Source organism: Parvularcula sp. LCG005 (assembly GCF_032930845.1).
GTDB lineage: Bacteria > Pseudomonadota > Alphaproteobacteria > Caulobacterales > Parvularculaceae > Parvularcula.
On the sequence record NZ_CP136758.1, the window covers coordinates 2,775,869 to 2,800,297 of the forward strand.

General features: G+C 61.5%; 14 protein-coding genes and 1 tRNA gene. 5 read left to right on the forward strand and 10 right to left on the reverse strand.

From position 1 onward, the window contains the following. The first annotated feature begins 62 nt into the window (after positions 1-62). Positions 63-1,775, forward strand: coding sequence for a hypothetical protein (locus RUI03_RS13180; protein ID WP_317287928.1), 1,713 nt, complete (start codon positions 63-65; stop codon positions 1,773-1,775). 53 nt (positions 1,776-1,828) lie between these two features. Here RUI03_RS13180 and RUI03_RS13185 read toward each other — a convergent pair whose 3' ends face one another. Together RUI03_RS13185 and RUI03_RS13190 are read right to left on the reverse strand one after the other, a co-directional pair. Then, positions 1,829-2,347, reverse strand: coding sequence for an RNA pyrophosphohydrolase (locus RUI03_RS13185; RefSeq protein ID WP_317287929.1), 519 nt, complete (start codon positions 2,345-2,347; stop codon positions 1,829-1,831). Next, positions 2,344-3,513 (reverse strand): divergent polysaccharide deacetylase family protein, encoded by a 1,170-nt coding sequence (locus RUI03_RS13190; protein WP_317287930.1) that lies wholly within the window; start codon positions 3,511-3,513, stop codon positions 2,344-2,346. Before RUI03_RS13190 ends, RUI03_RS13185 begins: the two co-directional genes overlap by 4 nt. A 165-nt stretch (positions 3,514-3,678) precedes the next feature. On the opposite strand from RUI03_RS13190, the gene RUI03_RS13195 reads away from it, so the two are divergent. Continuing rightward, on the forward strand, positions 3,679-5,394 hold the full coding sequence (locus RUI03_RS13195) for an AMP-binding protein (RefSeq protein WP_317287931.1): 1,716 nt from the start codon (positions 3,679-3,681) through the stop codon (positions 5,392-5,394). 63 nt (positions 5,395-5,457) lie between these two features. Here the strand turns inward: RUI03_RS13195 and RUI03_RS13200 are convergent, their stop codons facing one another. Continuing rightward, positions 5,458-5,709 carry a hypothetical protein gene (locus RUI03_RS13200; protein WP_317287932.1) on the reverse strand — a complete coding sequence of 84 codons (252 nt, stop codon included), beginning with the start codon at positions 5,707-5,709 and terminating at the stop codon, positions 5,458-5,460. A 144-nt stretch (positions 5,710-5,853) separates the two neighbouring features. Between RUI03_RS13200 and RUI03_RS13205 the strand changes: the two genes are divergently transcribed. Further along, positions 5,854-5,943 (forward strand) — tRNA-Ser (locus RUI03_RS13205). Positions 5,944-6,049: 106 nt separating this feature from the next. Here the strand turns inward: RUI03_RS13205 and RUI03_RS13210 are convergent. Further along, on the reverse strand, positions 6,050-7,609 hold the full coding sequence (locus tag RUI03_RS13210) for a PAS domain S-box protein (protein ID WP_317287933.1): 1,560 nt from the start codon (positions 7,607-7,609) through the stop codon (positions 6,050-6,052). A gap of 155 nt (positions 7,610-7,764) precedes the next feature. After that, a complete protein-coding gene (locus RUI03_RS13215; protein ID WP_317287934.1) occupies positions 7,765-11,649 on the reverse strand; it encodes a YadA-like family protein in 3,885 nt (1,294 codons plus the stop codon). Positions 11,650-11,957: 308 nt separating this feature from the next. Here RUI03_RS13215 and RUI03_RS13220 point away from each other — a divergent pair, with 308 nt between their 5' ends. Beyond that, positions 11,958-16,853 (forward strand): alpha-2-macroglobulin, encoded by a 4,896-nt coding sequence (locus tag RUI03_RS13220; RefSeq protein WP_317287935.1) that lies wholly within the window; start codon positions 11,958-11,960, stop codon positions 16,851-16,853. Beyond that, the gene (gene pbpC, locus RUI03_RS13225; protein ID WP_317287936.1) at positions 16,850-18,910 is read left to right on the forward strand and encodes a penicillin-binding protein 1C; all 2,061 of its coding nucleotides are present in this window, start codon (positions 16,850-16,852) and stop codon (positions 18,908-18,910) included. The genes RUI03_RS13220 and pbpC overlap by 4 nt, the downstream gene beginning before the upstream one ends. Positions 18,911-18,918: 8 nt before the next feature. Here the strand turns inward: pbpC and RUI03_RS13230 are convergent, their stop codons facing one another. The 5 genes from RUI03_RS13230 to RUI03_RS13250 all read right to left on the reverse strand — a co-directional run bounded on the left by RUI03_RS13230 (position 18,919) and on the right by RUI03_RS13250 (position 24,377). Next, entirely contained in the window at positions 18,919-20,097 is a 1,179-nt protein-coding gene (locus RUI03_RS13230) for an LL-diaminopimelate aminotransferase (RefSeq protein ID WP_317287937.1), read from the reverse strand. Positions 20,098-20,171: 74 nt separating this feature from the next. Continuing rightward, complete coding sequence (gene leuB / locus RUI03_RS13235; RefSeq protein WP_317287938.1) at positions 20,172-21,218, reverse strand: 3-isopropylmalate dehydrogenase; 1,047 nt, start codon at positions 21,216-21,218, stop codon at positions 20,172-20,174. Next, positions 21,215-21,796 (reverse strand): 3-isopropylmalate dehydratase small subunit, encoded by a 582-nt coding sequence (gene leuD / locus RUI03_RS13240; protein ID WP_317287939.1) that lies wholly within the window; start codon positions 21,794-21,796, stop codon positions 21,215-21,217. Before leuD ends, leuB begins: the two co-directional genes overlap by 4 nt. Next, on the reverse strand, positions 21,793-23,202 hold the full coding sequence (gene leuC, locus RUI03_RS13245) for a 3-isopropylmalate dehydratase large subunit (protein ID WP_317287940.1): 1,410 nt from the start codon (positions 23,200-23,202) through the stop codon (positions 21,793-21,795). Before leuC ends, leuD begins: the two co-directional genes overlap by 4 nt. Continuing rightward, on the reverse strand, positions 23,202-24,377 hold the full coding sequence (locus RUI03_RS13250; protein WP_317287941.1) for a 2-isopropylmalate synthase: 1,176 nt from the start codon (positions 24,375-24,377) through the stop codon (positions 23,202-23,204). The genes leuC and RUI03_RS13250 overlap by 1 nt, the downstream gene beginning before the upstream one ends. Positions 24,378-24,429: the final 52 nt, after the last annotated feature.

A 24,429-nucleotide genomic window follows, 5' to 3' on the forward strand; every position in this document is an offset into this window, starting at 1 on the left:
ATATCCGCCCTTAACGGCGCCCGCACTTTTCGATACGAGTCGCCTCAGGAATGGAGAGACACATGCTGAACAACACCCTGAAATCTGCCCTTTTGGGGGCCGCCGCCGTACTGGCCTTGAGCGCCTGTGGCTCCGATGACGAGGGTAGCGCTGCTGACCTCTCCGTATCGAAGCCGGCGGCCGTTTCCAAATCGTCGCCGCTCGACAAGCCTTTCATGCTGAAAGATGCCGAGCCCGTCGACGTCCCGGCGCTGCTGACCTCCACCGGTCTGGCCGACATGCTTGAGTACAGCTCTGCTGAATTTGACAGCAAGCTGGGCGCCACGGTCCTGACGAACGTCAAGCCTGCTGGCGAAAACGAGATGATGTCGATCGGCCGGATTGAAATTTATGGCCTGAACGATGACGCCATCACCACGCTGACATCCGGCGGCTCCCTCGCCCAGATGACCGACATGTTCGAGAAAGTCCGCGTCTTCGACCTGGCCGCTGACTTCCCGATCCCAAACGAGCCGACCTGGAACGCCGAAGGCGAGATGACCGAAACGGCGCCTGGCAAAGGCAAATTCTCGATCGCGGCCATGGAATTTGACGGCCTGAAGTTGAAGTCGAAAACGCTGGCAGAGGGCGAGATGGAGGCCGAGGGCGCCGACATCGCCAACAAGCTGAAGTCGATGTCGTTCAACGGCATGGCCATGAAGGGCCTGCTCGTTGATATGTCCGGTGTCCAGGGTGGTCAGGCCATTGGCATGACGGCCGATGACATGCGGTTCGGCAGCTACAGCAACGGCAAGTTCGGCGGCTTCTTCGCCAAGGGCTTCGGCTACAATGTCACGCAGACGGATGAATCAATTGAGCAGGCCATGTCGTCCATGGGCGGCGGCGCTGCGATGATCATGAACTCACCGCTGAAAAACCTGATCTTCCCGAAAAACGCCAGCGGCACGATTGGCGAAATGACCTGGGATGGTTTCTCGGTGGCTGGCCTGCTGCCCTACCTTGAATCCGGTGAAACACCTCCGGTTTCGGCCAAGGATCTGATTAGCGTCGGCGGCATGGAAATTCTCGACCAGACCTCCATGGTCAATGGCAAGAAAGCCGCCAGCGTTGAGCGGACGGCGATCTCTCCCATCGAATTCTATCACTTCATGCCCAAGCAGATCAAAATGGTCAGCGAAGGCGAGACGATGGACTTCACCGCCTATGTGGGCGACGAAAACCCTGAGATCAGCAGTGTCCTGAAGAAAAACGGTTTCGACAAGGTCGAGAGCGAATCAAGCTTCGTGTACACATTCGATCCCAAGGCAAAATCGATCACGCTGCGGTCAGAGTCCGATGCTGACAATCTGTTCGGCATGAACCTGAACGCTGACGTCGGCAATTTCGATTACGATGCCATGGTTGCCGAAGATGGCGATGGCGAAGCGGCCATGATGGCGACCACCATCAAGGGTCTGAGCCTTAAGCTTGAAGACGAGAAGCTCGTGGACACGATCTTCGCGGTTGTCGGCGCGGCAAACGGGACCGATCCGGCACAATTGCGCCAGCAGGCGTCCGGCATCGTCACCCTGGGCGCCATTCAGGGCGGCCAGATTTCCAAGCGCATCCCGGACTATGCGACAGCCGTTTCGACCTTCCTGAACGAAGGCGGCACGCTGGAGATCAAGGTTGCTCCTGCTGAGCCTGTCACGGTCGGCTCGCTGGCGGCGATGGGTGAGCAGAACCCAGCCGGTATGCTCGATACGCTGAACCTGACGGTCAAGCAGTCGAACTGACCTCGGTCAGAATGATGTGAAAAGGGGCGCCCTATCGGCGCCCCTTTTTCGTTTCAGTCTCGATACTGATCAGCGATGAATTGAGCCATGGGCGTGAAGGCTTCGACCACCGCGCGGTAGATGCCGCGCTTGAACGGCACGATCAGGTCCGCAATTTCTGATAGCTCGGCCCAGCGCCAGTCGCAGAATTCCTGGGGCGGCTCCGCCTGCAGGTCGACTTCGCTATCATCCCCCTCAAACAGCATGAGCGCCCATTTCTGGCGCTGGCCTTGCCATTTATCCCCCTTGCGCTGGCGATAATCCGGCGGGAAGTCATAGACCAGCCAGCCCGGCGTCATCATCAACAGGCGCGCCGAGCGCAGGCCGGTTTCCTCGAACAGTTCGCGCCGCGCTGTCTGCTCAGGGGTTTCCCCCCTGTCCATGCCGCCCTGGGGCAGCTGCCAGCGATAGGTCTGGTCCCGATTGGCATTCTTAGGGGGCACCCGCTGGCCCAGCCAGACCTGGCCCTTCTTGTTCAGTACGCAGATGCCAATATTTGGCCGGTAGTGCGACAGTTCCGGCAACTCTTTCATGACTTTCCTTGCGATAGGGCCGAAGATGCAGGGAGGACCTGATGCGCAGGCGTTGACGGCGCGTCGATCCACGCCTTGAGGTCATCGAGCCCGCCGTCTCCGGCATAGATTTTGACCAATGGTGGTTTTGGCCCTGTTGGACCGTTGGCCAACATGCCGTCAAGGCGAGCGTAGAGACCGGACTGGCCCGGCGGAATAACGAGAGCCACCGCCGCATAGGGCAGCTGCATCCGCTGGGCGATCGCGCCGGCCATGCCTGTGTCATCGATATAGCCAAGGCCCGACGATTTGATCGTCGACAGAACAGGGCCAATGGCGGCGGGTTGGGTGGAGAAGGTCCCGCCCAGATAGTTGGTGACCATCGGATAGGCGGGCGCGCGGGACAGGATCCATTCAAGGCGCTTCACATTGGCATCCACTGCCCGCTCGGTCGACAGGGCGGCTGGCCCGAGGGAATCGAGCGGGACCGAGGACTGCTCCATCGGGATTTCAATAACCACTTCATGCCCCGCTGCTACCGCCTCCGTCAGCAGCACATCGAGATTTTTGGTGTAAGGCACGAAGCTGAGTGAGACCTCTGCAGGCAGGTCATTGATGGCCCGGCGCGCAAGTTCTTCATCAGGGCCAAGCCCCGACACGAGAAGGGCGATCCCCGGCTTTCCATTTAAGGCGGCCAGATGCCGATAGGTCTCAAACGGCGTTTCACCTGCCGGACCGAGTTTTGGCTTTCTGCCCTGCGCGGTGGTCGCCACCATGTCGGACCGGGCGCTGAGCGGCGGCAGACGCGTCGTTCCCCTCGCCGGTCTGGATGCGCCCCCATCCCCAGGCACCGTGATAATAACGGCGTCCGGCCCGGCCAGATCAAGCGCATCTTCGGGTGAGAGAGGGATATCTTCGTCCGGCACAGCGGGCGTCGGCACCCGCATGCTGGGCGGCTCACGCCCATCAGCGGCGGGATCGTCGCCGGCCATGGCACCCGCGCCCGCCAGCGGATCGGCACCGGCATAGCGGTCAGCCTCTTCCGGCACGTCGACAATGATTTCGGCCTGCGGCGGCGCCGGGGTCGGCAGAACAAGAACAACAATCAGACCAAGCAGCACCGTTGCCCCCAGCGCAATCCACGCTTTCATCAATCGCGACAGGACAAGGGGACGTTTTCTGGACACCGTTGGATCTTTCCCTACATCTTATCTGACAAACGAACTGTCATTCTGGAACAAAGATTTGCGCTGTCAGGGCTCAATGCCCTAGACCGGTTTGCCGCAGGGCGACAGCCTGCAGGCGCGCGAACAAGCACAACGATGGCGTCGATATACGCGCCGGGGGAAAAGATGGCCGACGAAAAGACCATGACCGATGCTGTGACGCCTGAGCCGGCGAACGAAGACGGTCAGCCCCACCTTGCCGATGCGGCTGATGAGCGCGAGCGTGCCGCCGCCGATATCCGTCGCCAGGAGGAAGCGCGGCAGTCTCGTCGCAAAATCTGGTCACGATCCCGCTCGACGCTGATCGCCAAGCTGATCGAAGCGAAGAAGCGCTATGGCGCCGACAAGGTCGCGATGATCGAGCCTGATGGCCGGACATTCACTTATAAGCAGCTGGTCCAGGGCGCCTTTGCGCTTGGCAACGCGTTCCGCCGGGTCACATCCCGCGGGGAGCATGTCGGCGTGATGATGCCGACAACGGCAGGCGGCGTCATCGCCATCCTTGCCCTACACGTGGATACGCGTGTGCCCGCCATGCTCAACTTCACGGCGGGAGAGAAAGCGCTGCGCGCAGCGCTGGATGTGGGGCAGATCAAGACGATCATCACCTCGCGCCAGTTCATCGAGGTTGCCCAACTGGAGCATCTCGTCGAGGCACTGTCCGATGTGGCAGAGTTCAAATATCTCGAGGACATCAAGGACAGCCTGAAAAAGGTCGACAAGCTGCGCGCCGGCGCGGGCACGATGTTTCCGGCCCTGCTGCGTCGCCCGACGCCGCCCGAAAGCCCAGGCGTCATCCTCTTCACCTCCGGCACCGAAGGCAATCCGAAAGGCGTTGTCCTTTCGCACCAAAATCTGTGCGCAAATGTCGAGCAGATCTGTGACCATGTGGAGCTCGAGCCGACCGACATTTTCATCAACCCGCTGCCGATCTTCCACTCCTACGGCCTGACCGGCGGGATCTTCTTCGGCATTCTCAGCGGCAAGGCCGTCATTCCATACCCATCGCCGCTGCACACCAAGATCATTCCGGAGATGATCGAGAAGCACGGCGCGACGATCATCTTTGCAACCGACACCTTCCTGCATCGCTATCTGCGGTCGGCCAAGCCCGGCAGCATGGCAACGATCCGCTACGCGGTCTGTGGCGCCGAGCGGGTGCGGGACGAGACCCGTGCGCTGGCCAAGCGCCTGTTCGGGTTCAATGTCCTTGAGGGTTATGGCGCCACCGAAGCGGCACCCGTGATCGCGGTGAACCAGCCCGGCGATATCCGCCCGGGTACGGTGGGCAAGATGCTGCCCGGGATCGAAACCCGGATCGAGCCGGTCGAGGGCCTGTCCGATGGCGGGCGTCTCTTCGTGCGCGGCCCCAACGTGATGTCCGGCTACATCGATCCCGACCAATCCGGCGCGCTGATCGTCCCGGAGGATGGCTGGCACGACACAGGCGACATCGTCCACATCGACGGCGGGGGATACCTCTCCATCCGCGGGCGCCAGAAGCGGTTCGCCAAGATTGCCGGTGAGATGGTCAGCCTGGCCGTGGTCGAGAACTGTGCCAGCGTTGTCTGGCCCGACAGCATCCATGCCGCGATCATCATGCCCGACCCGAAGAAGGGCGAGCAGATCATTCTTCTGACCGAAGAGCCTGACCCGAAGCCGGAAACCCTGAAAGACTGGGCCCGAGCTCATGGGGTGCCGGAACTGGCCCTGCCGCGCCGCGTGCTGCATGTGGACGACATCCCGATGCTGGGCACAGGCAAGGTGGACTATATCAAGCTCAACGATATGGCCGAGGACATGATCGCCGAGGCCGAGGCACAGGCGCGAGCTGCGGAATAGGCACGAAAAGAGGGGGCCTGCGATGCGCGCGCGCCCTCAATCATAGTCTGGAAAATTAGGTGATCAGTCGATCGGCCGGAAGATCAGAGTCAGCACGATGCCGACAATGCCGAAGAACATCCACATGGGCGCTTCCAGCACAAATTTCATGACACCGCTTTCTGGCGGCGTCATCTGAAGCCCGAGCAGGCTGAGAATTTCAGCCGTGGTGCGCACCACGGGCTCCCCCGCCTCCAGCGTTGAAATGCCGTCGGCGCCCAAGAGCATCAACGCCACAGCCACCAGAAGCCACGCTACAATTCTAAAAATAGCCATTGGATATGCCCGCCCGCCTGTCCTGCCTTTGTGTTACCCTATCGCAGGGATGGCCTTCCTGCAAGAAAGTCTAAACCTTGTCCGCCAACGCCCAAACATGCCTTGCATTTTCCGATCGGTGACGGCAAACGGTGCCTCCTTAACGGACAGGTGGCCGAGTGGTCGAAGGCGCACGCCTGGAAAGTGTGTAGGCGGGTAACCGTCTCGAGGGTTCGAATCCCTCTCTGTCCGCCACTTCAACGCGCCCGGCCAACGGCCGGGAAATTGATCCGGGGGATCAATTTTAGCGGTTGAGGGCCCCGGCAGGGGCGATCGCACACCGCCCTCTTAGGAGCGCCCCCTACCCCTCCGTGCGCACGGGCGGCAAAGGGAAGCGCAGGTCGATGGTCAGCCCCTCGGCATCCCAGTGCCGTTCGACCGTGCCGCGGAGCGACGCCTGCAGCGTGAACTGCTCCAGCTTTGATCCGAACCCGGTGGTTTCAGGCTTGCCCGTCACGGCGGGGCCGCCCCGTTCGGTCCACTTCATGCAGACATTCTCCCCCTCCTTGTGCAGACGGATATGCAGCCGCCCGCCATCAACCGAAAGAGCCCCGTATTTTGCCGCGTTCGTCGCAAATTCATGGAACAGAAGCGCAAGGGGCGTGAGGTCCCGCGAGGCAAGGGGCATATCCTCCCCCGTCACGATAAGGCGCGATGTTTCATGCTCATACGGACCAATGACCGCGCGCAAAAGCTCGAATATCGTGGCGCAGGTGCCGGTTGAGGTGCTGCCCGTCACATCCGGCATGGTCAGGTCATGGGCCAGCGCGAGGGCGCCGATCCGTTGGCGCAGCTCGCGCGCCAGATCATCCTTTGAATCCGCCATGCGCGCCGACAGGCTGACGAGACCGCCCACCACGCTGAACAGGTTTTTGATGCGGTGATTGGTTTCCCGTAGCAGCAAGGTCTGCTTTTCCGCGGCCAGTTTCTGCGCGGTGATGTTACGGGCGATCTTTGATGCGCCAACGACCACGCCATCGGCATCCCGCAGGGGGGAGACGCTGACGCTAACATGGATCAGATGGCCGTCCTTGTGCTGACGGATTGTTTCGAAATGCTGGATCCGTTCGCCACGGCGAATGTTCTCGAGGATCTTGTCCTCTTCATGCAGACGATCCTCAGGGATGATGCGGGTCAGGGGCTGACCGATCATCTCCTCGGCTGAATAGCCAAACAGACGCTCCGCCGACGCGTTCCAGGTCTGCACGGTACTATCAAGCGTCTTGCCGATGATGGCGTCGTCGCTGCTCTCCACGATCGCGGCAAGCTTTGCCACCGCCTCTTGGGCCTGCCGGCTGGACTGGGCCTCGCGCTGGGCCTGCTTGATCAGCTCCGCATTCTCAATTGCCACCGCCGCATGGGCCGCAATGGCGCAGACCATCGCTTCGGTCTCGGCATCAAACTTCGCCGGCTCGTCATGGGCGATGAGAAGGCTACCATGCACCTTGCCCGAGGCGGAGACCACGGGCACCGCCAGATAGCTGACCACCGGCAAATGCCCTTTTGGCATGCCGTAATGGGGGGCGAGCTTGCCGTAGCGGGGATCTTTCCGAATATCGTCGGAGCGGACGACGGAGACGCCATCGAAAGTAGGAGCGAAAACGGCGGTCTTGCGCGGCATGTCAAACACCGAGAACGCTTCGATCGGCGCGCCGGAAACGGTGTAGAGCTGCATCAGCTCATTCTGCTCGTCGAGGACATTGTAGAAAAAAGCGCCAAACTTGCCGCCTGACCACTCCGTGGCCGTATCGGTCACAAGTTGCACGACCTCCTGCAGGTCCAGCCCCGTGGACACCGTCAGGGCGATCTTGCTGAACATTTGAAGTCGAGAAATTTCAAGCGACTGTTTGTCTGATGTCATCGAAGGCCATGTCGTTTGAAATGAATAGCAGTCGCTAGCCGCGACGATTTTTAGGACATAGCGCGAAGACCGGGAAATGTCACCGCAATGACAAAGTCACGCGAGCACACTTTCGGCGCGAATTCGCACGAGAATACAACGTCTTCCAGACAGCGTCAGAACTGCCACCCGACACCGGCGGCGGTGCCGAACCGCCCCTGGGAGTCATAAGTGCCGCCCACGCGGACCAGCGTGCGCGCGTCATGCATCGCCCGAGAAAAACCGACGGCGATACCGTTCTGGCCATCGTAATGGGCAACGCCAAGGGCGAGGACGCCTTTGCCGGACTGGGTCGCCTGGGGCAGGCTGGCCGCCGCCAGGGCTGTCGCCGTCCCGGCATTGGCGCGGCGGCGGACGTCGCCTAGCTCATTCGTCAGGAGCGCGACACGTTGATCGGTATACGCCATCGATGCATGGACCGCGTCCATCATCCCCTGATTGAGTTGCGCAACATTCACGCCGTCCGTCGGGGCGACCCCTGGTGCAACATTCCGGACGCGGACCGGCTGCCCCACTGTCCCCAATGACACTGAATTCCGATCATCACTGTCATAGCGGACGGCGAGACGGGACTGCTCAACAGCTGTCTCTGCCGCCAGAGCCGCAAGATCAATACGATCATTAGTCTCTTTGAGCTGCTGTCCGTTCACCGCATCGGTAGAGCCCGCCGCGACGCGTCCCTCGGCCACATTGCTGATCGTCACCGCGTCTTCGCCATTGCCCTGCAGGCGCACATGGTTGGTCGTCAGAGCCGACGGCGTCGCGCCATCGGTCTCATCCACATAGGTGATGGGGTTCAGACCGGTGGGCGCGGATAGAGCCCCAAGCGTGCTCTGCAACTGGGCGATATCATCATTCTGCCCACCGATCTGTTGCTGCAGCCCAAAAAGCTGTTCACCGGTAACGGCGTCGGTTGAGCCGATCTGCACCTGCCCGGCCGCCAGATTGGTCAGGCGCGTGCCGCTGGTCCCGGCGAGCGTCAGCTGGGTCAGTGCCCCATTGTCATAGGTTACGCCAAGGGGCGAAGCGCTATCGGCCGCGGTGCCTGTCCCTGTTCCCGTCATCGCGGTGATGGCGTTGAGAGCCGACGATACCGTGCCGTAATCCGCGCCGTTGATGGTGAAGACAGGTCCGGTGACCTGGCCGAGGGCTGCATCATAGAAGGCGCCACCGCCAAAGCCCGTCGCCAGTGCATGGCCGAGAATTTCCGCAATACCGCGCAACTGGTCGACATTGACTGCGTCCCACCCCTCACTGCCCGGGGCAACACCGGTGATCTGTCGCCCGGCGATGGGGGTGGGCAGACCATCGGGGCCGATGAAGGAGATATTCTGCCCGACCGCCACTTCAGATGCTGAGCGCTGCAGGCCGGCAAGCCCGAAAGCCACATAATCGGTCTGTGCACCGCGTTTGGCTTCGGTCAGACCACCAAGAGCAACTGACCCCTCCGATGAGGCAATGGAGCCAGGCCCGATCGCCACAGAACCGACAGCGGTCGACAGCGCCCGAAAGCCCAATGCTGTACTGCCATAGCTTTCCGCGCGGGCGCTCTGCCCAACCGCGAGAGTGAAGAGATCAAGGGCCGCCGCCTCAGTGCCGAGAGCCGTGGCAAAATCTGCTGTCGCGCGCACCCGCTCCCCCACCGCGAGGGATTTGAGACCCGACGCCGTAGAGCGCGCCCCCAGGGCCGTCGATTCAAGCGCCAGCGCGGCGGCGTTGTCGCCAACGGCCAGCGAATATCCACCATCGGCCGATGCTGTTGCGCCAAAAGCGGTCGAGCGTTCACCGTTGGCTTCGGCCATATTACCAACCGCCGTGGAACTGGCCCCCGATGCCCGCGTATCATTGCCGATCGCGAACGTGTCATCGGACGTGACCTGAACGTTTGAGCCCATGGCAAATGAGCGGTTCCCGGTCACGCGGTTATTTGAGCCGACAGCAATAGCGCCATTTCCGCTGACCATATTCATGCGACCCAAGGCAATTGCCGTTTCCCCATTCGTCGTGTTCAACTCACCAATCGAGAGGCTGCCCGAACCCACGGCCATGTTGGTGTTACCAAGAGCCACAGCCCCTGCGCCTGTCGCCTCATTGTCCTTACCCAGCGCGATCGCGCCGTCACCGGTGGCGAAGTTGGGGTCACCAATCGCCACGGCCCCGTCGCCGGACGCCACGTTGGCAAAGCCGATGGACACAGCCTTTCCGTCCCGGGCCTCGGCACCGTCACCAATGGCCACAGAGTTTTCCGACATGGCCTTGGTATTTCGGCCCGCCGCAATGGCACCGTCCGCATCCGCAAGGGCGCTGGGCCCAATAGCCGTCGAGTCCGTTCCCCGCGCCTCGGAATCGGGGGCGACGGATGTTGAATTGAAATAGCGGCTCGCTCCATCACCACCTCCTGACGACGTGGTCGCCAGAGACAACAGGTAGGTTTCAATCTCACCGATAACGGACTGAACGTCCGTGTAAGTTGATCCGCCGTAATCGAGCTGCGCCAACACCGTATTTGTCAGTGCATCATAGGTCGACGAAGAACTGATCAGCCGGGCGATATCCTGGCCGAGCGCATTGAGCTGGTTGCCCGTAATGGCATCCGTGGCCCCCGCCCCGATCGTCCCGTCCGCCAGACCATTCAACCGGACGGGAACCAACCCGTCGCCCAGCAAGACGGATGTCTGCCCGGCATCCGTATACCGAACGACCACATCATCCAGCGCCGTCAGCGCGCCTGTCAGCCCGAACAGATCGCCGGAGAGGACCGACAGCGCACTGTTCGTAGCAAAGAGCTGCGCACCATTGACCGCATCGCTGGACGTTGCGTCTACCGCCCCATCGGCGAGGTTCGAAACGGACACAGGCTGCACACCGTCGCCGAGCACGATGGCTGTCCGGGCAGACGAAACATATTGCACGGCGAGATCGTTCAACAGGTCTACATCGTCGCTGACATTGCCGAACGCGGTGTTTAGCGTTGAGAGATCCGTCGACACCACATCCACTTGTAACGTCAGATCATCGAGATCAGTCCGGACCGTATACAATTGCCCCCCACTGACGGCATCCCTCGACCCTGACGCGATTGCCCCATCGGCCAGATTGGTGACCGTGACAGGATTGACACCATCGCCAAGGTCAATTTGTCGCCGGGTAATATCCGTGTACTGTACGCTGATATCACTCAATGCCGTCAGATCGAATGTCAAAGTGCCGACCTGGGTCGAGACGAGATCTACATTGTCCGACACACGGGTGAGCTGAGCGACGTTGACCGCGTCCGTGTCGGCTGACCCCGGCGCCAGATTCGTCAACTGGCGTTCGGCCCCAGCGCTGCCGATCGAGACTTCGCCTACTGATGTCTGCAGCGCTGTCAGCGCTGGCGCGCTGTAGGATGCGACCGCGCCCCGCAGGCTCGAAGACCCGGCGCCGATGGCGACACTGTTTGCGGCTGTCACCGTGGCTGATGCCCCAAGGGCCACGCCGCCCGTCGCACTCGCCCCCACAAGACTATCCGTACCGATTGCAATGGACGCGGCGGCGCTGGCGTCAGTCTCCGCACCATTGCCCAGGGCGATCGAGTCGATCTCTCCACTGACCGCCAGCCGCCCCTCATCACCAAGCCCGGAAATCCGGTTACCGCCAATGGCTAGCCCGCTGCTGTCATCCAGCATGTAGCCATCGGCTGTTTCAACACAGTCGTCAGCCGAGGTGATCAGCGTCCCGTTGAGGCTCAGCGCCTGAAGCGTGATCGGGTCTCCCGCAGCAGCATCGGCGAGGGGGCCGGAAACATCGGTGGACAGATCGGGAAAGGTGATGAAGGGCGTTTCCAGAATACTGAGGGCATTGTTCAGATAGGTTTCAATCGGCCCCACAATATCCTCAAGCGTTGGCGCCATGATGTCGGTCACGACTGAGGGCGGCAGCGACACACCAGAACAGGCGCTGATGATATTATCCTGCGACTGCGCAGCGAGCGCCCCTTGGGAGGCGCTCGTCAGTAACATCCAGCTGGCGACACACCCCAACGTCACGCCCCGTGACTTGCCGCGATGTGTGGCGCGGTGGCACGATCTCAGAGAAGAACTCAGCGACAACATCATGAGCGATGATCCGGTGGCGTTGGTTACAAAGAACAATCTTGGATTGTATTATCCTATTGATTTCTATCTCTGGTGTTAATCGCGTCAGCCAAATCGCCAATTATTTGCGCCGGCGGTCTTCGCACCGCATTTTGGGCATTTTGGACGCCTCGTCGCTGTACTTTCGCCATTTTGAGCGTCATGGATAATGTGCGGTTCTGGAGGGAAACGGTATGACTTTGGCATCTTCTCGGGTAGGGCTTGTTCACAGCGCGCTTCTGGCGCTTGGCCTTTTTGGCGGTATCGCCGGGTGCTCGGACAAGTCATCAGAGCGCATCGAAACCGTCCCGCTGGAGTCGTCTTTATCGACACCTGACGTCGCCGATCTGGCCACCCCGTCGGCCGGGACGCCAATGGAAGACGCGTCGTTCCGCTATTTGCGATACGCCACCAACACCGATGCCGCGACGCCGGAAATCTGCCTGACGTTTTCCGCCCCCCTCGACCCGGAAACAGACTACTCCGCCTATGTCGATATTGAGACCAACGTCACTTTCAACGTTAACGGCAGTCATATGTGCCTCGGCGGTATGGCCTATGGCGATACCGCGCAGCTGACCCTCCGCAAGGGTTTTCCGGCGGCGGGTGGCGCAAGCCTTCTGACGCCGGAAATCGTGACCATCAGCTTTGACGATCGCCCCCCCATGGTCGCCTTCGCCGGCGACGGGGTCATCCTTCCCCGGGTGGAGGCCGACGGCCTCGCCATCAAGACCGTCAATGTGGACAATGTCGCCATCCGGATTCAGCGGGTGAACGACCGGGCCCTGGCCATGCGCTCTGTGACGTCGGGCTTCACGGCTGAGGAGGGTGAATACGCCTACGCCTATGGCGATGATACGCCGGGCCAGTTCGGCGCCCTCGTCTGGGAAGGCGAGATGACGACGAAGGGCCCTACCAATGCCAGCGTGACCACGGTCGTACCGCTGGCCGAGGTCATCGGCACTATTGAGCCGGGGGCGTACTATGTCGAACTGGCCGATGCGAAAGAACAGGAAGGCCGCCGCAGCAAGCCGGTAGCCCGCGCCGAACGCTGGATTATTGTGACGGACCTGGCCCTCACCGCCTATCGGGGGGAGCAGGGTCTGGACCTGACCGTTCGCTCGCTGCAGACCGCCGCCCCATCTGGCGGGCAACGGGTTCAATTGATCGCGCAGTCCAACGAGGTCCTGGCCAGCAAGAAATCCGGGCGGGATGGCCGCGTGCAGTTCTCATCGGCTCTCATGAACGGTGAAGGCGGCAACCGTCCGCGGCTCGTTCTGGCCTATGGCGAGAACGGTGATTTTGCCATGCTCGACCTCGACCGCGCGCCTGTGGACCTGTCCGTTCACCCCGTTTCTGGTCGGTCCCGGCCGGGGCCGGTGGACGGCTATGTCTATCTTGACCGCGGTATCTATCGGCCCGGTGAGACGGTGCATGCCAGCCTTCTGTTGCGGGACGCCACCGACCGGGCCATTCAGGACCGCGCCGGGGCCCTCGTGGTCTATCAACCCAATGGCCTCGCGCTGGAGCGCAGCCGGTTTGACAGCCTGCCCGATGCTGGCGGCTTCGCGCACAGTTTTGAAATTCCCGATACCGCGGCGCGTGGCAGCTGGCGTATCGCGGCGGAGATTGATGGCGCGGGTACAGTGTACAGCACCTATTTCTCGGTTGAGGATTTTGTCCCCCAGCGCGTTGAGCTGACACTTACAGCGGATACCGAAAAGCCAATTCTGAACGGTGACCCCCGCATGATCTCTGCGCGGGCCCGCTTTCTCTATGGCGCACCGGGCGCCGGATTGATCGTGGACGGCACGGCGCGCGTGCAACGCGACCCGTCCCCCTTCAAGGACTGGTCCGGCTATCAGTTTGGTCTGCACGATGAGCAGTTCTCCGAAGCGTTCATCGAGCTTCCTGCTGTGGCCGCCGACGGAAAAGGCGAAGCCTCCATACCGCTGTCCCTTGGTCGCCGAGCCGCCGACAGCACACTGCCCCTGCGCGTCCGTGCCGTCATCGAGGTGGAAGAGCCCGGCGGGAGAACTGTTGCCGATGACATCATCGTCCCTTATCGGCCGCGCGACATCTATTACGGCCTGAAATCTGACGCCGGTGACAATGCGGATATCCGCAAGCCCGTCGGCTTTGACGTCATCGCCATGAGCGCGCTTGGCAAGCTCAACGCGGCAGACGTGCAATGGCGTCTGGTGCGCCGCGACTATGATTATGACTGGTACCGCAGCGAGGGCGGCAGCTGGCAATGGCGGCGGTCTGAACGCATTGTGCCCATCGAAAGCGGCGTTCTGTCTCTCGACGGCTCAGCGCCCGCCCATCTGGAAACACCCCCCCTGGACTGGGGCGACTATCGCCTCATCATCTCTGACAATAGCGGCGATGTCGCATCCCAGGCGTTCTGGGTCGGCTGGGGCGGCTATGCTGAAGATGGCGTTGAGGCCCCCGACGAAGTGCGCGTGGCCGGACCGAAAGACGGCGTCGCGTTGGGCGGTGAAGCTCGCCTTGCTATTCGTCCCCCCTATGCGGGCCTGGCGGAAGTGGTCATTGCCACCGATCGCGTGATCGACGTGCAGCACATCGAGATCAGAACTGAGGGGGCTGAACTGTCCGTGCCCGTCACCGAAGCATGGGGCGCCGGTGCCTATGTCATGGTCACGGTCTACACGCCGCGGGATTCGGCCACCCAGCCCCGTCCCCGCCGCGCCGTCGGTGTTGCCTATGTCCCGGTCAACGTCGATGAGCGCACCTTCGAGGTCTCGCTGGAGACCAAGGACGTCATTCGGCCCAACCAGACATTGTCCATACCGATCAGGGCCGAAACCGGCCCGCGCAATGAAACCGTCTATGCGACGCTGGCTGCGGTTGACGAAGGCATCCTCCTGCTGACCGGCTTTGAAAGCCCGGACCCGGTCGACTACTTCTTTGGCAAGGAGGCTCTTGGCGTCGACCTGTATGACGATTACGGACGATTGCTCGATCCCAACCAGGGCGCCGCTGCCCCGGTCCGGTCAGGCGGTGACCAGATTGGCGGCGCGGGCCTGACCGTCGTGCCCACCAAAACCGTGGCTTATTTCTCCGGTCCGGTCGAACTGGGCAAAGATGGACGCGGCACCGTGAAGCTGGACATCCCCGACTTCAATGGTGAATTGCGCCTGATGACCGTTGTCTGGTCCGATAGCGGCCTTGGCGCTGGCGCCAAACCGATGACGGTTCGCGATGCAGTGCCTGCAGAGCTGGTTCTTCCCCGCTTCCTCAGCCCGGGCGATACCGCCCTCGCCACGGCGACCCTCGACAATGTTGAGGGCAAGGCAGGCGACTATGCTGTCAGTATCACCGCTGAAGGTCCTGTCACCGTCAATGAAGGCACACTGACCATGTCGCTTGACCAGGGACAGCGCGAAGATGCGCCTGTATCCCTGACCGCGACAGCGGAGGGGATTGCGATGCTGGCTCTTTCCGCGACCGGTCCCGACCGTTTCAAGGCGAGCAGCGAATATCCCATCGAAGTGCGCTCGGCGCACTGGCCGGAAACCCGCGTCACAAAGAGCGGCCTTGCGGCAGGCGCCGAGTACGTTGTCCCGCGTGACGCGCTGTCACCTTTTGTTGCCGGTTCAGGTCTCGTCCAGATCAGCTTCTCGGCCACACCGGTTGATACCGCATCGCTGTTCGCCTCACTCTATGCCTATCCTTATGCGTGCACGGAACAGCTGACGAGCCGGATGTTTCCTCTCGTCTATGCCGCACAATTGTCTTCTCTGGCTGGCAAGGACGGGCCCGAAGATGCGCGCGCCGAAATGCAGAAGACCATCGAAACGCTTCTGTCACGACAGTCGGCCGAGGGCGCCTTCGGTCTGTGGCGGGTTGGTGATTACGGCGCCACGCCGTGGCTGGGGGCCTATGCAACTGACTTCCTGACCCGTGCAAAAGAGGCCGGCTATGAGGTTCCCGCAGCGTCAATTGACCTGGCCCTTGATGCTCTAGAGCCATTCGCAGACGGACAGTTCTATGGCGGCAATGGCTACAAGACCTCGGTCGCCAATCCGAAATGGACGGCGGATACCAGCGCGCGCATGCAGAATCGAAGCGCCGCCTATGCCCTCTACGTTCTGGCCCGCAATGGTCGCGGCGACCGCTCTCGCCTGCGGTACATGCACGATGAGCTGCGCACGAAGATCGAAAGCCCCCTCGCGCTAGCCCAGATCGGCGCAGGCCTGGCGGCCATGGGTGACCAGGGCCGCGCCCGCAGCGCCTTCGAAGCGGCGGTGAAGAAGGTCGGCTATCGCAATGAGGGTGACTGGTACCAGACACCGCTGCGCGACCGGGCCGGCATTGTGGCCCTGGCTGCGGAAGCCGGTCTGTCTGACATCGTCGAGGAAATGACCCCTGACCTGACGCGAGATATTCTGTCTGCAGACCAGTTGACCACACAGGAAAAGGCGCACCTCATTCTGGCAGCCCGTGCCATCGCAGGCGATGTCGACGCGCCCCCCGTAACCTACGGTAATGGGGGCAAGGGCGTGACCTCACGCCAGTTCAATGACGCGACACTGGACGACGCGAAGACGTTCAAGAACACGTCCGACAACCCCGTCTATGTCACCCTGCTGACCCGCGGCAGCCCCAAGGCGCCACCGGAGGCCGCGAGCCAGGATCTGGTCATCCGGAAATCCTTCTCGACACTGACAGGCCAACCCGTGGACCTGTCCCAACTGGCGCAGGGCGACCGCGTGGTCGTGACCTTGCGGATGGAGCCAGCGCGCGCCGCACTCGCCCAGTACATGATCGTCGATTTGCTGCCTGCCGGACTGGAAATCGAGGGAATCCTACAGTCGGGCGATGGCGGTAAAGAAGGAGCGTTCAGTTTTGTCGGGGACATCGCCGTGCCCACCATGGCTGAAAAGCGCGACGATCGCTTTGTTGCGGCAATCGACACCGGACGGTCTGCACCGGTCACCCTCGCCTACACGGCGAGGGCGGTGACTGCCGGTCGCTTTACGGTCCCCGGCGCCATTGCCGAAGACATGTACAAGCCGGACGTCTTCGCCCGTTCTGCCGCAGGAACGATGACAATCGCGCCGTGACCAATGCTCGTCGCATCGGCAAAAGGCTGCGTCTGGCCGCTGGGGGCGCCGCCCTCACCGTGGCTGGCGTCCTCCTGCTTGATCGGCTGTTCCCGCCGCCCATCGAGCGTGGGCACGAAGTCTCGACGGTCGTCAGCGACCGCTATGGCAACCCGCTACGCGCCTTCCCTGTCGCCAATGGCCGCTGGCGGCTCGCGGCGACGCTGGATGACATTGATCCTGCCTATATTCGTGCCCTGATCGAAATTGAGGACCAACGATTCTACCAGCATCACGGCGTGGACGGCCTGGCCCTCAGTCGCGCCCTGCGCGATTGGGTGCGATATGGCGAGATCCGGTCCGGCGCCTCGACCATCACGATGCAGACGGCACGGCTGCTGGAACCCCGGCCACGAACTGTTCCGTCCAAGATTGTCGAGATGATCCGCGCAGTGCAGCTGGAAGCTCGTCTGGACAAGGACGAAATCCTTGAGCTCTATCTGACGCTGACCCCCTATGGCGGCAACATTGAGGGCTTGCGAGCCGCCAGCTGGGCCTGGTTTGGTCGCGAACCTCGCGCCCTGTCTCCTGACCAGATCGCGCTCCTGATCGCCCTGCCCCAAGCCCCGGAGGCGCGCCGACCTGACCGTCACCCGGCCGCAGCGAAGTCGGCTCGCGGTCGCATCCTCAACCGGCTGACGGACGCCGACATGCTGGCACCAGATCGTGCTGAGGATGCGAGCGACGAGGACGTTCCGCGATCACGCCATGCCTTTCCCAACGATGCCTGGCATCTGGCCGAGACCGTCAAGGCGCGGTCGATTGATCGAGACCTGACGACCACCATCGATTTGCCGTTGCAACGCGCGGCGGCCCGCCGCATGGCCCGCCTCGCAGCAGAAGGCGGTGACGGGGTACAGGCCGCAGCCATCATCATCGAAATTGATACACGTGCGGTCCGTGCGCTGATCGGTTCAGCGGGACGCGACCGCGCGGGGGGCTGGATTGATCTGAGCCAGCGCAAGCGCTCCCCCGGATCAACGCTGAAGCCCTTTATCTATGCCATGGCCTTTGACGACGGCCTAGCGAATGCAGAAACGCGGATCAACGACCTGCCCGCCCGGTTTGCCCATTATCGCCCGGAGAATTTTGACCGGACCTTTCGCGGCGAAGTGACCATCGCACAGGCTCTGCAACATTCACTGAACGTGCCGGCCGTTCAGATTCTGGACAGCATCGGCGCGAACCGGTTCCTCTCTATGCTGAGTTATGGCGGCAGCCTCCCCACTCTGCCCAACAGCAGCGAGGTCGATGTCGGCCTGGCCGTGGCGTTGGGCGGGCTTGGGCTGACCCTACAGGATCTTGGCGCTCTGTACGCCGCCTTGGGTGATGAGGGCGAGGCAAGGCCTCTTCGGTTTCTGGAAAGTGATGCAGCGGGCACCGACGCCCACCGCCTCGTCTCCGCCGAATCCGCCGCCGAGATCATCAGTATTCTGCAGAACGCGCCAGCACCCCCAGGACGACCACCTGCCGCGCTGACCGCAGGCTCCCCTCGCGTGGCCTATAAGACGGGCACGTCCTATGGGTACCGTGACGCCTGGGCCGCAGGACTTGCCAATGGCTACGCCATTGTCGTCTGGACCGGACGACCCGATGGCGCCCCGCGATCCGGAGTGACCGGACGCCAGGCGGCCCTCCCCGCACTCTTTGATCTGTTCGACCTGACAGCCCAGACGGGACAGCCAACGCGCGCGCCCCTGACCGACAGGCAGCCACCCGTGATGCACGCACCGGCCCTTGCGCGCTTCGCGCCGACCGATACCGCGCCCATGATCTTGTTTCCTCCCGATAACGCTGAAGTCTGGGCCGATCATCCGGGGAAGGGGTTTGTATTGTCCGCACGGGGCGAACAGCCGCTCACATGGTATGCCGATGGCACCGAGGTGACCGTAGACGCCGGAGGCGCACCGCTATGGACACCGCCCGGCGAGGGGTTCTACCGACTGGCTGTGGTTGACGCATCGGGGCGGACAACCGCCGCCAAAATCCGTGTACGGACACCGCAGTCCATTGAATGAGACCCCGGTCAGGCCGCCTTTTTCTTCAAGAGACGACCGACGCCCTTGGCGGCCTGGCGAATGCGCTGCTCGTTCTCGACCAAGGCAATGCGGACAAAGCCTTCCCCGCGCTCACCGAAACCAACGCCCGGCGCGACGGCGACATCACCCACATCGATGAGATGCTTGGTGAAGGCGAGACTGTCCTGTCCGTACTCCGACGGAATGGGGGCCCAGGCGAACATGCTCGCTTTGGGGCGCGGAATGTCCCAACCGTTCATGCGGAAGCTGTCGACCAATACATCAAGCCGCTTGCGATACACCTGGCGCATCGTCTCCCCGACCTCCTCGGCACGATCGAGCGCCGTGGCGGCCGCCACCTGAATTGGCGTGAACGCACCATAGTCAAGATAGGACTTCACCCGCGTAAGCGCCGAGATCAGCCGCGGATTGCCCACGGCGAACCCCATGCGCCAGCCCGCCATCGAGAAGGTTTTCGACATGGTCGTAAATTCGACGGCCACGTCCTTTGCGCCATTGACCTGAAGGATTGACGGGGACGGATCCGTGTCGAAATAGATTTCGGAATAGGCAAGGTCCGACAGAATGATCAGTTCATGTTTGCGCGCAAACGCAACCGCATCCCGATAGAAATCGAGGCTGGCAATCTCTGCCGTCGGGTTGGACGGATAGTTCAGGACCATCGCAATTGGTTTGGGCACTGAATATTTGATGGCTTTTTCAGCTTCGATAAAGACCTGCTCCGTCGCGGCCGAGGGCAAAGCGCGCATGGAACCGCCGGCCATGATGAAGCCGAACGCGTGCAATGGATAGGACGGGTTCGGCGCCAGAATGACGTCGCCGGGCGCCGTGATGGCATTGGCCATATTGGCAAAGCCCTCTTTTGACCCGAGGGTGACAATCACTTCGCTCTCAGGATCGAGCTTCACACCGAAGCGCCGCTCATAATAACGAGCTTGGGCCTTGCGCAGGCCGGGAATGCCCTTGCTGGCGGAATAGCCGTGAGCCTTGGGATTGCGCGACGCCTCGCACAGCTTGTCGACAATAAAGCTCGGGGTCGGAAGATCCGGATTGCCCATACCAAGGTCGATCACGTCACGACCGACCGCTCGCGCCTCGGCCTTCTGTCGATTGACTTCAGCAAAGACGTAAGGTGGCAGGCGGCGGATGGCGTGAAAGTCTTGCATGGCTCCAAGCTACATTAAGGGACGACAAACACTGGACGAATTAAAGTCAAAAACTGGTAAAAAAATGGCAGGCCTCAGGCCGCCATCAACTTTTCAACGACCGCGTCCGCGACCTGTTGGGTCGATGATGTCCCACCAAGATCGGATGTACGGACGTGGTCTCGGATGACCGCTTCTGCCGCGGCCTCAATCCGGTCGGCGGCATCGGGTGCACCGGCGGAAAACCGCAATAGCATGGCCATCGACATGATCGCACCAATCGGATTCGCCTTGCCCTTGCCGGCAATATCAGGCGCCGACCCGTGGATGGGCTCGTAAAGACCGCGTGTGCCCTCGCCCAGGGATGCAGACCCCAACAGGCCGATTGACCCGGCGATGACCGAAGCTTCATCCGAGAGGATGTCGCCAAAAAGGTTCTCCGTCACGACAACGTCAAAACGGGAGGGTCGTTGAATAAGGTGCATGGCCATGGCATCGACGAGCACATGGTCAACGGCGACTTCCGGGTAATCTTTGGCAATCCGGTTCACCGTCGACCGCCACAGGCGAGAGCTGGCAAGCACGTTGGCCTTGTCCACTGAGGTCAGGCGACCGGACCGGCCTTTTGCCGCTTCAAAGGCGATGCGTGTCACCCGTTCGACCTCAGCGTCCGTATAAACGAGGCTGTCCGTGGCGCGCTCAAGACCTTCTTCCCGATCACCAAAATACAGACCGCCAGTCAGCTCACGGACAATCAGGATATCTGTCCCGCGAACGCGGTCAGACTTCAGGGGCGACATCTCTGCCAGGCAGTCGAGCAGTTTCAGCGGGCGCAGATTGGCAAAGACATTCAGCTCCTTGCGGATCCGCAGAAGGCCCTGTTCAGGGCGAATGGGCGTCATATCCCATTTGGGACCGCCAACGGCCCCAAGGAAAATGGCATCAGCCGAAAGACAGGCATCGAGCGTCCCGGCAGGCAACGGATCGCCGTGTCGATCAATGGCGATACCGCCAAAATCATGACTTTCCGTATGCAGTGCAATGCCTTCAGCCGCGCAGGCGGCCTCGAGAACCTTGACGGCAGCCTCGGTGACTTCAGGGCCAATCCCGTCACCAGGTAGCAGGACGACATTCAAACTCATCGGCCGGTCCTTTTCTCAAATTTTTCGATCTCAGGCACCACTGCGACCAGCATGCCGAGCGGGTCGGTACCTTCCAGCATGCAACGACGCGCGAAGGGGTCGGTCGCGAACGACACGACATGATTGCCAAAGCGGAGCTCCTCAGCTTCGAGGTCCACCGACATTTCCCGGCCAGGGGATGCCATCAGCTCGGCATGAATATCGGCGGGCACTTCTACCGTCAGCACACCATTCTTCAGCGCGTTGGATCGAAAGATATCACCGAAACTCGTGCTGACGATGACCTTCAGGCCCAGCGCAGACAGCGCCCACGGCGCGTGTTCACGCGAAGAGCCGCAGCCAAAATTATCGCCAGCAACCAGAATTTTCTGCTGATCGAAGTCGACCGCGCGAAAGGGATTGTCAGCCTTTGGCCGACCTTCACCGTCGAAACGCCAGTCGTAAAAGGCGGATTCCCCCAGACCGTCCTTGCTGGTCGTGGTCAGAAAGCGGGCAGGAATAATCTGGTCCGTATCGATATCACGTTGGGGCAATGTCAGCGTGCGCGATGTGAGGACCGTGAACGGCTCGTTGCTCATGCAGCCTCCGGCTTTGTCAGATAGGGACGAGGGTCGGCAATTCGGCCCTCAATGGCGGATGCGGCCGCAGTTGCCGGTGACGCGAGTACGGTGCGAACACCCTCACCCTGCCGCCCTTTGAAGTTGCGGTTCGACGTCGATACGACGAGTTCCCCAGGCTGTCCGCGATCGCCATTCATGGCAATGCACATCGAGCAGCCTGGCTCACGCCATTCAGCCCCGGCGGCGATGAACACCTCGTGCAGGCCTTCCGCCTCGGCATCCTTCTTCACCTGCTCAGACCCCGGTACGATCAAAGCAACAAGACCGGGCGCCACCTTGTGACCGCGCAGCACATCAGCGGCGACCCTGAGATCCGACAGCCGCCCGTTCGTACACGATCCGACAAACACACGGTCCACCTTGACGTCCGTCAGTGGTGTGTCCTGATTCATCCCCATGTAGAGAAGCGCTTGAGCGTCATCATCATTATGGGCGTGCGGGATCATCTGACTGATCCGTGTTCCTGCATCCGGCGACACACCAAAGGTGACCATCGGCTCGATCTGCGACACGTCGACAACGACTTCACGATCAAAAACCGCATCATCATCGGTATACAGCGTTTTCCAGTCAGCGACGGCGGCATCAAAGTCGGCCGGTGCACCAGCTCGTCCACGAAGATAGTCGAACGTGACATCGTCAGGCGCGACCATACCTGCGCGTGCGCCGCCCTCGATAGACAGGTTGCACAGGGTCATGCGCCCTTCCATTTCCAGGGCTTCGATCGCGGGACCGCAATATTCAATAACATGACCCGCCGCACCGCCCGCGCCGATCTGGGCAATCATGGCCAGTGCGAGGTCCTTTGCGCTGACCCCCGGCGTCGCATCGCCTTCAAATCGAATGCGCATGGTTTTCGGCCGGCGCTGGAACAGCGACTGCGTTGCGAGGACGTGGCCGACTTCGGTGGTGCCGATCCCGAAAGCCAGGGCGCCAAACGCACCGTGGGTGGAGGTGTGGCTGTCGCCGCAGACAATGACAATGCCCGGCTGGGTACGGCCCATTTCAGGGCCGACCATATGCACGATGCCGCGGCGCTGATCCGCAAAATTCAGCAGTTCAATGCCGTGCGCCGCACAATTGCGCTCCAGTGTCTCCACCTGGCTGCGTGCAGCATCCGTTGCGAAGACACGACTGCCATCCGCTGCCACCGGCGTGGTTGGCGTTGAATGATCCATGGTCGCCAGGGTCAGATCAGGACGCCGCACCTTGAGGCCGCGATCATCAAGCACCTTGAACGCCTGCGGGCTGGTCACTTCGTGAACAAGATGCAGGCCGACATGAAGGATCGCCGGACGATCCTCCATCTCAGGCGAAATGACATTCCGCTCCCAGACTTTTTCAAACAGGGTCTTGCCGGCCATTATTCGGTCTCCACGATCACGCGGTTAGACGCCCCGGCCACCAGACTGCGCAGATCCTCATCCGTCACTTCTTTTTTCTCATCGGCAAGGCGTTTGAATGCCTCGAAAATGGAAGGAATATAGTCCGGGTTCACATCATGACCGAGCTCTTCCAGCCGCGCCATCATGGCGTGCTTGCCGGAATGTTTGCCGAGGACGAGAGACGAGTTCGGCGCGCCGATATCCTCTGGCCGCATGATCTCATAGGTCTCACGGTTCGCCAGCATGCCGTGCTGGTGAATCCCCGCCTCATGCGCAAACGCATTGCGTCCGACGATCGCCTTGTTGCGCTGAACTTTCTCACCGGTCACATCTTCGAGCGTGCGGCTGGCCTTGTAGAGCTTGGTCGTGTCCACGAGGCTTTCGACGCCGTAGAAGTCCTTACGCGTATGAAGGGCCATGACGACCTCTTCCATCGCCGCGTTACCGGCGCGCTCACCAATGCCGTTGATCGTGCACTCAACCTGGCGCACGCCCGCGCGAATAGCGGCGAGGGAGTTGGCAACCCCCAGCCCCAGATCATCATGACAGTGGCAGGAGAAGATAACCTCTGGCCCGACCTTGGCATTTTCAATCAGATAGCTGAACACGTCATAGATTTCATCAGGCGTTATGTAGCCGACCGTATCCGGTACGTTCAGCGTCTGCGCCCCGGCGTCGGCCGCCACGGTCATGCACTCGGCAAGGAAATCCTTCTCCGTCCGCATGGCGTCTTCGGCCGAGAATTCCACGTCGTCGAAAATGGCCCGAGCATAACGCACGCCATGATCGATCGCCTTGACGATCTCATCACGGCCCATCTTCAACTTGAACTCACGGTGCAGCGGCGAGGTGCCGATAAAGACGTGGGCTCGTTTGCGGCGCGCTGGCTCCAGCGCGCGGGCGGCGGCATCGATATCGGGCTCACGGACACGGGCCAGCGAACAGATGCGGGCACCCTCGGTCTCCTCGGCAATGGCGCGAACAGCCTCAAGGTCGCCGGGCGATGCCGCGGCGAACCCGGCTTCGATAACGTCCACTTTAAGAGCGGCGAGGGCTTTCGCCATCCGCAGCTTGCCCTTCATGGTCATGGAAAAGCCGGGGCTCTGTTCCCCATCACGCAAAGTGGTGTCGAAAATTCGAACGTAATCAGACATGATCAGCACTCCCCGCCAGACCGCTTGAGAAGAAGCAGTGCAACCTTCGGCG

What these genes read in the sequence shown, in the direction of transcription:
- RUI03_RS13250 (WP_317287941.1), bottom strand. Translation starts at nt 24,377, where the DNA reads ATGTCTGATTACGTTCGAATTTTCGACACCACTTTGCGTGATGGGGAA.
- RUI03_RS13210 (WP_317287933.1), bottom strand. Translation starts at nt 7,609, where the DNA reads ATGACATCAGACAAACAGTCGCTTGAAATTTCTCGACTTCAAATGTTC.
- RUI03_RS13215 (WP_317287934.1), bottom strand. Translation starts at nt 11,649, where the DNA reads ATGTTACTGACGAGCGCCTCCCAAGGGGCGCTCGCTGCGCAGTCGCAG.
- RUI03_RS13195 (WP_317287931.1), top strand. Translation starts at nt 3,679, where the DNA reads ATGGCCGACGAAAAGACCATGACCGATGCTGTGACGCCTGAGCCGGCG.
- RUI03_RS13180 (WP_317287928.1), top strand. Translation starts at nt 63, where the DNA reads ATGCTGAACAACACCCTGAAATCTGCCCTTTTGGGGGCCGCCGCCGTA.
- RUI03_RS13185 (WP_317287929.1), bottom strand. Translation starts at nt 2,347, where the DNA reads ATGAAAGAGTTGCCGGAACTGTCGCACTACCGGCCAAATATTGGCATC.
- leuD (WP_317287939.1), bottom strand. Translation starts at nt 21,796, where the DNA reads ATGAGCAACGAGCCGTTCACGGTCCTCACATCGCGCACGCTGACATTG.
- leuB (WP_317287938.1), bottom strand. Translation starts at nt 21,218, where the DNA reads ATGAGTTTGAATGTCGTCCTGCTACCTGGTGACGGGATTGGCCCTGAA.
- RUI03_RS13200 (WP_317287932.1), bottom strand. Translation starts at nt 5,709, where the DNA reads ATGGCTATTTTTAGAATTGTAGCGTGGCTTCTGGTGGCTGTGGCGTTG.
- RUI03_RS13230 (WP_317287937.1), bottom strand. Translation starts at nt 20,097, where the DNA reads ATGCAAGACTTTCACGCCATCCGCCGCCTGCCACCTTACGTCTTTGCT.
- RUI03_RS13220 (WP_317287935.1), top strand. Translation starts at nt 11,958, where the DNA reads ATGACTTTGGCATCTTCTCGGGTAGGGCTTGTTCACAGCGCGCTTCTG.
- leuC (WP_317287940.1), bottom strand. Translation starts at nt 23,202, where the DNA reads ATGGCCGGCAAGACCCTGTTTGAAAAAGTCTGGGAGCGGAATGTCATT.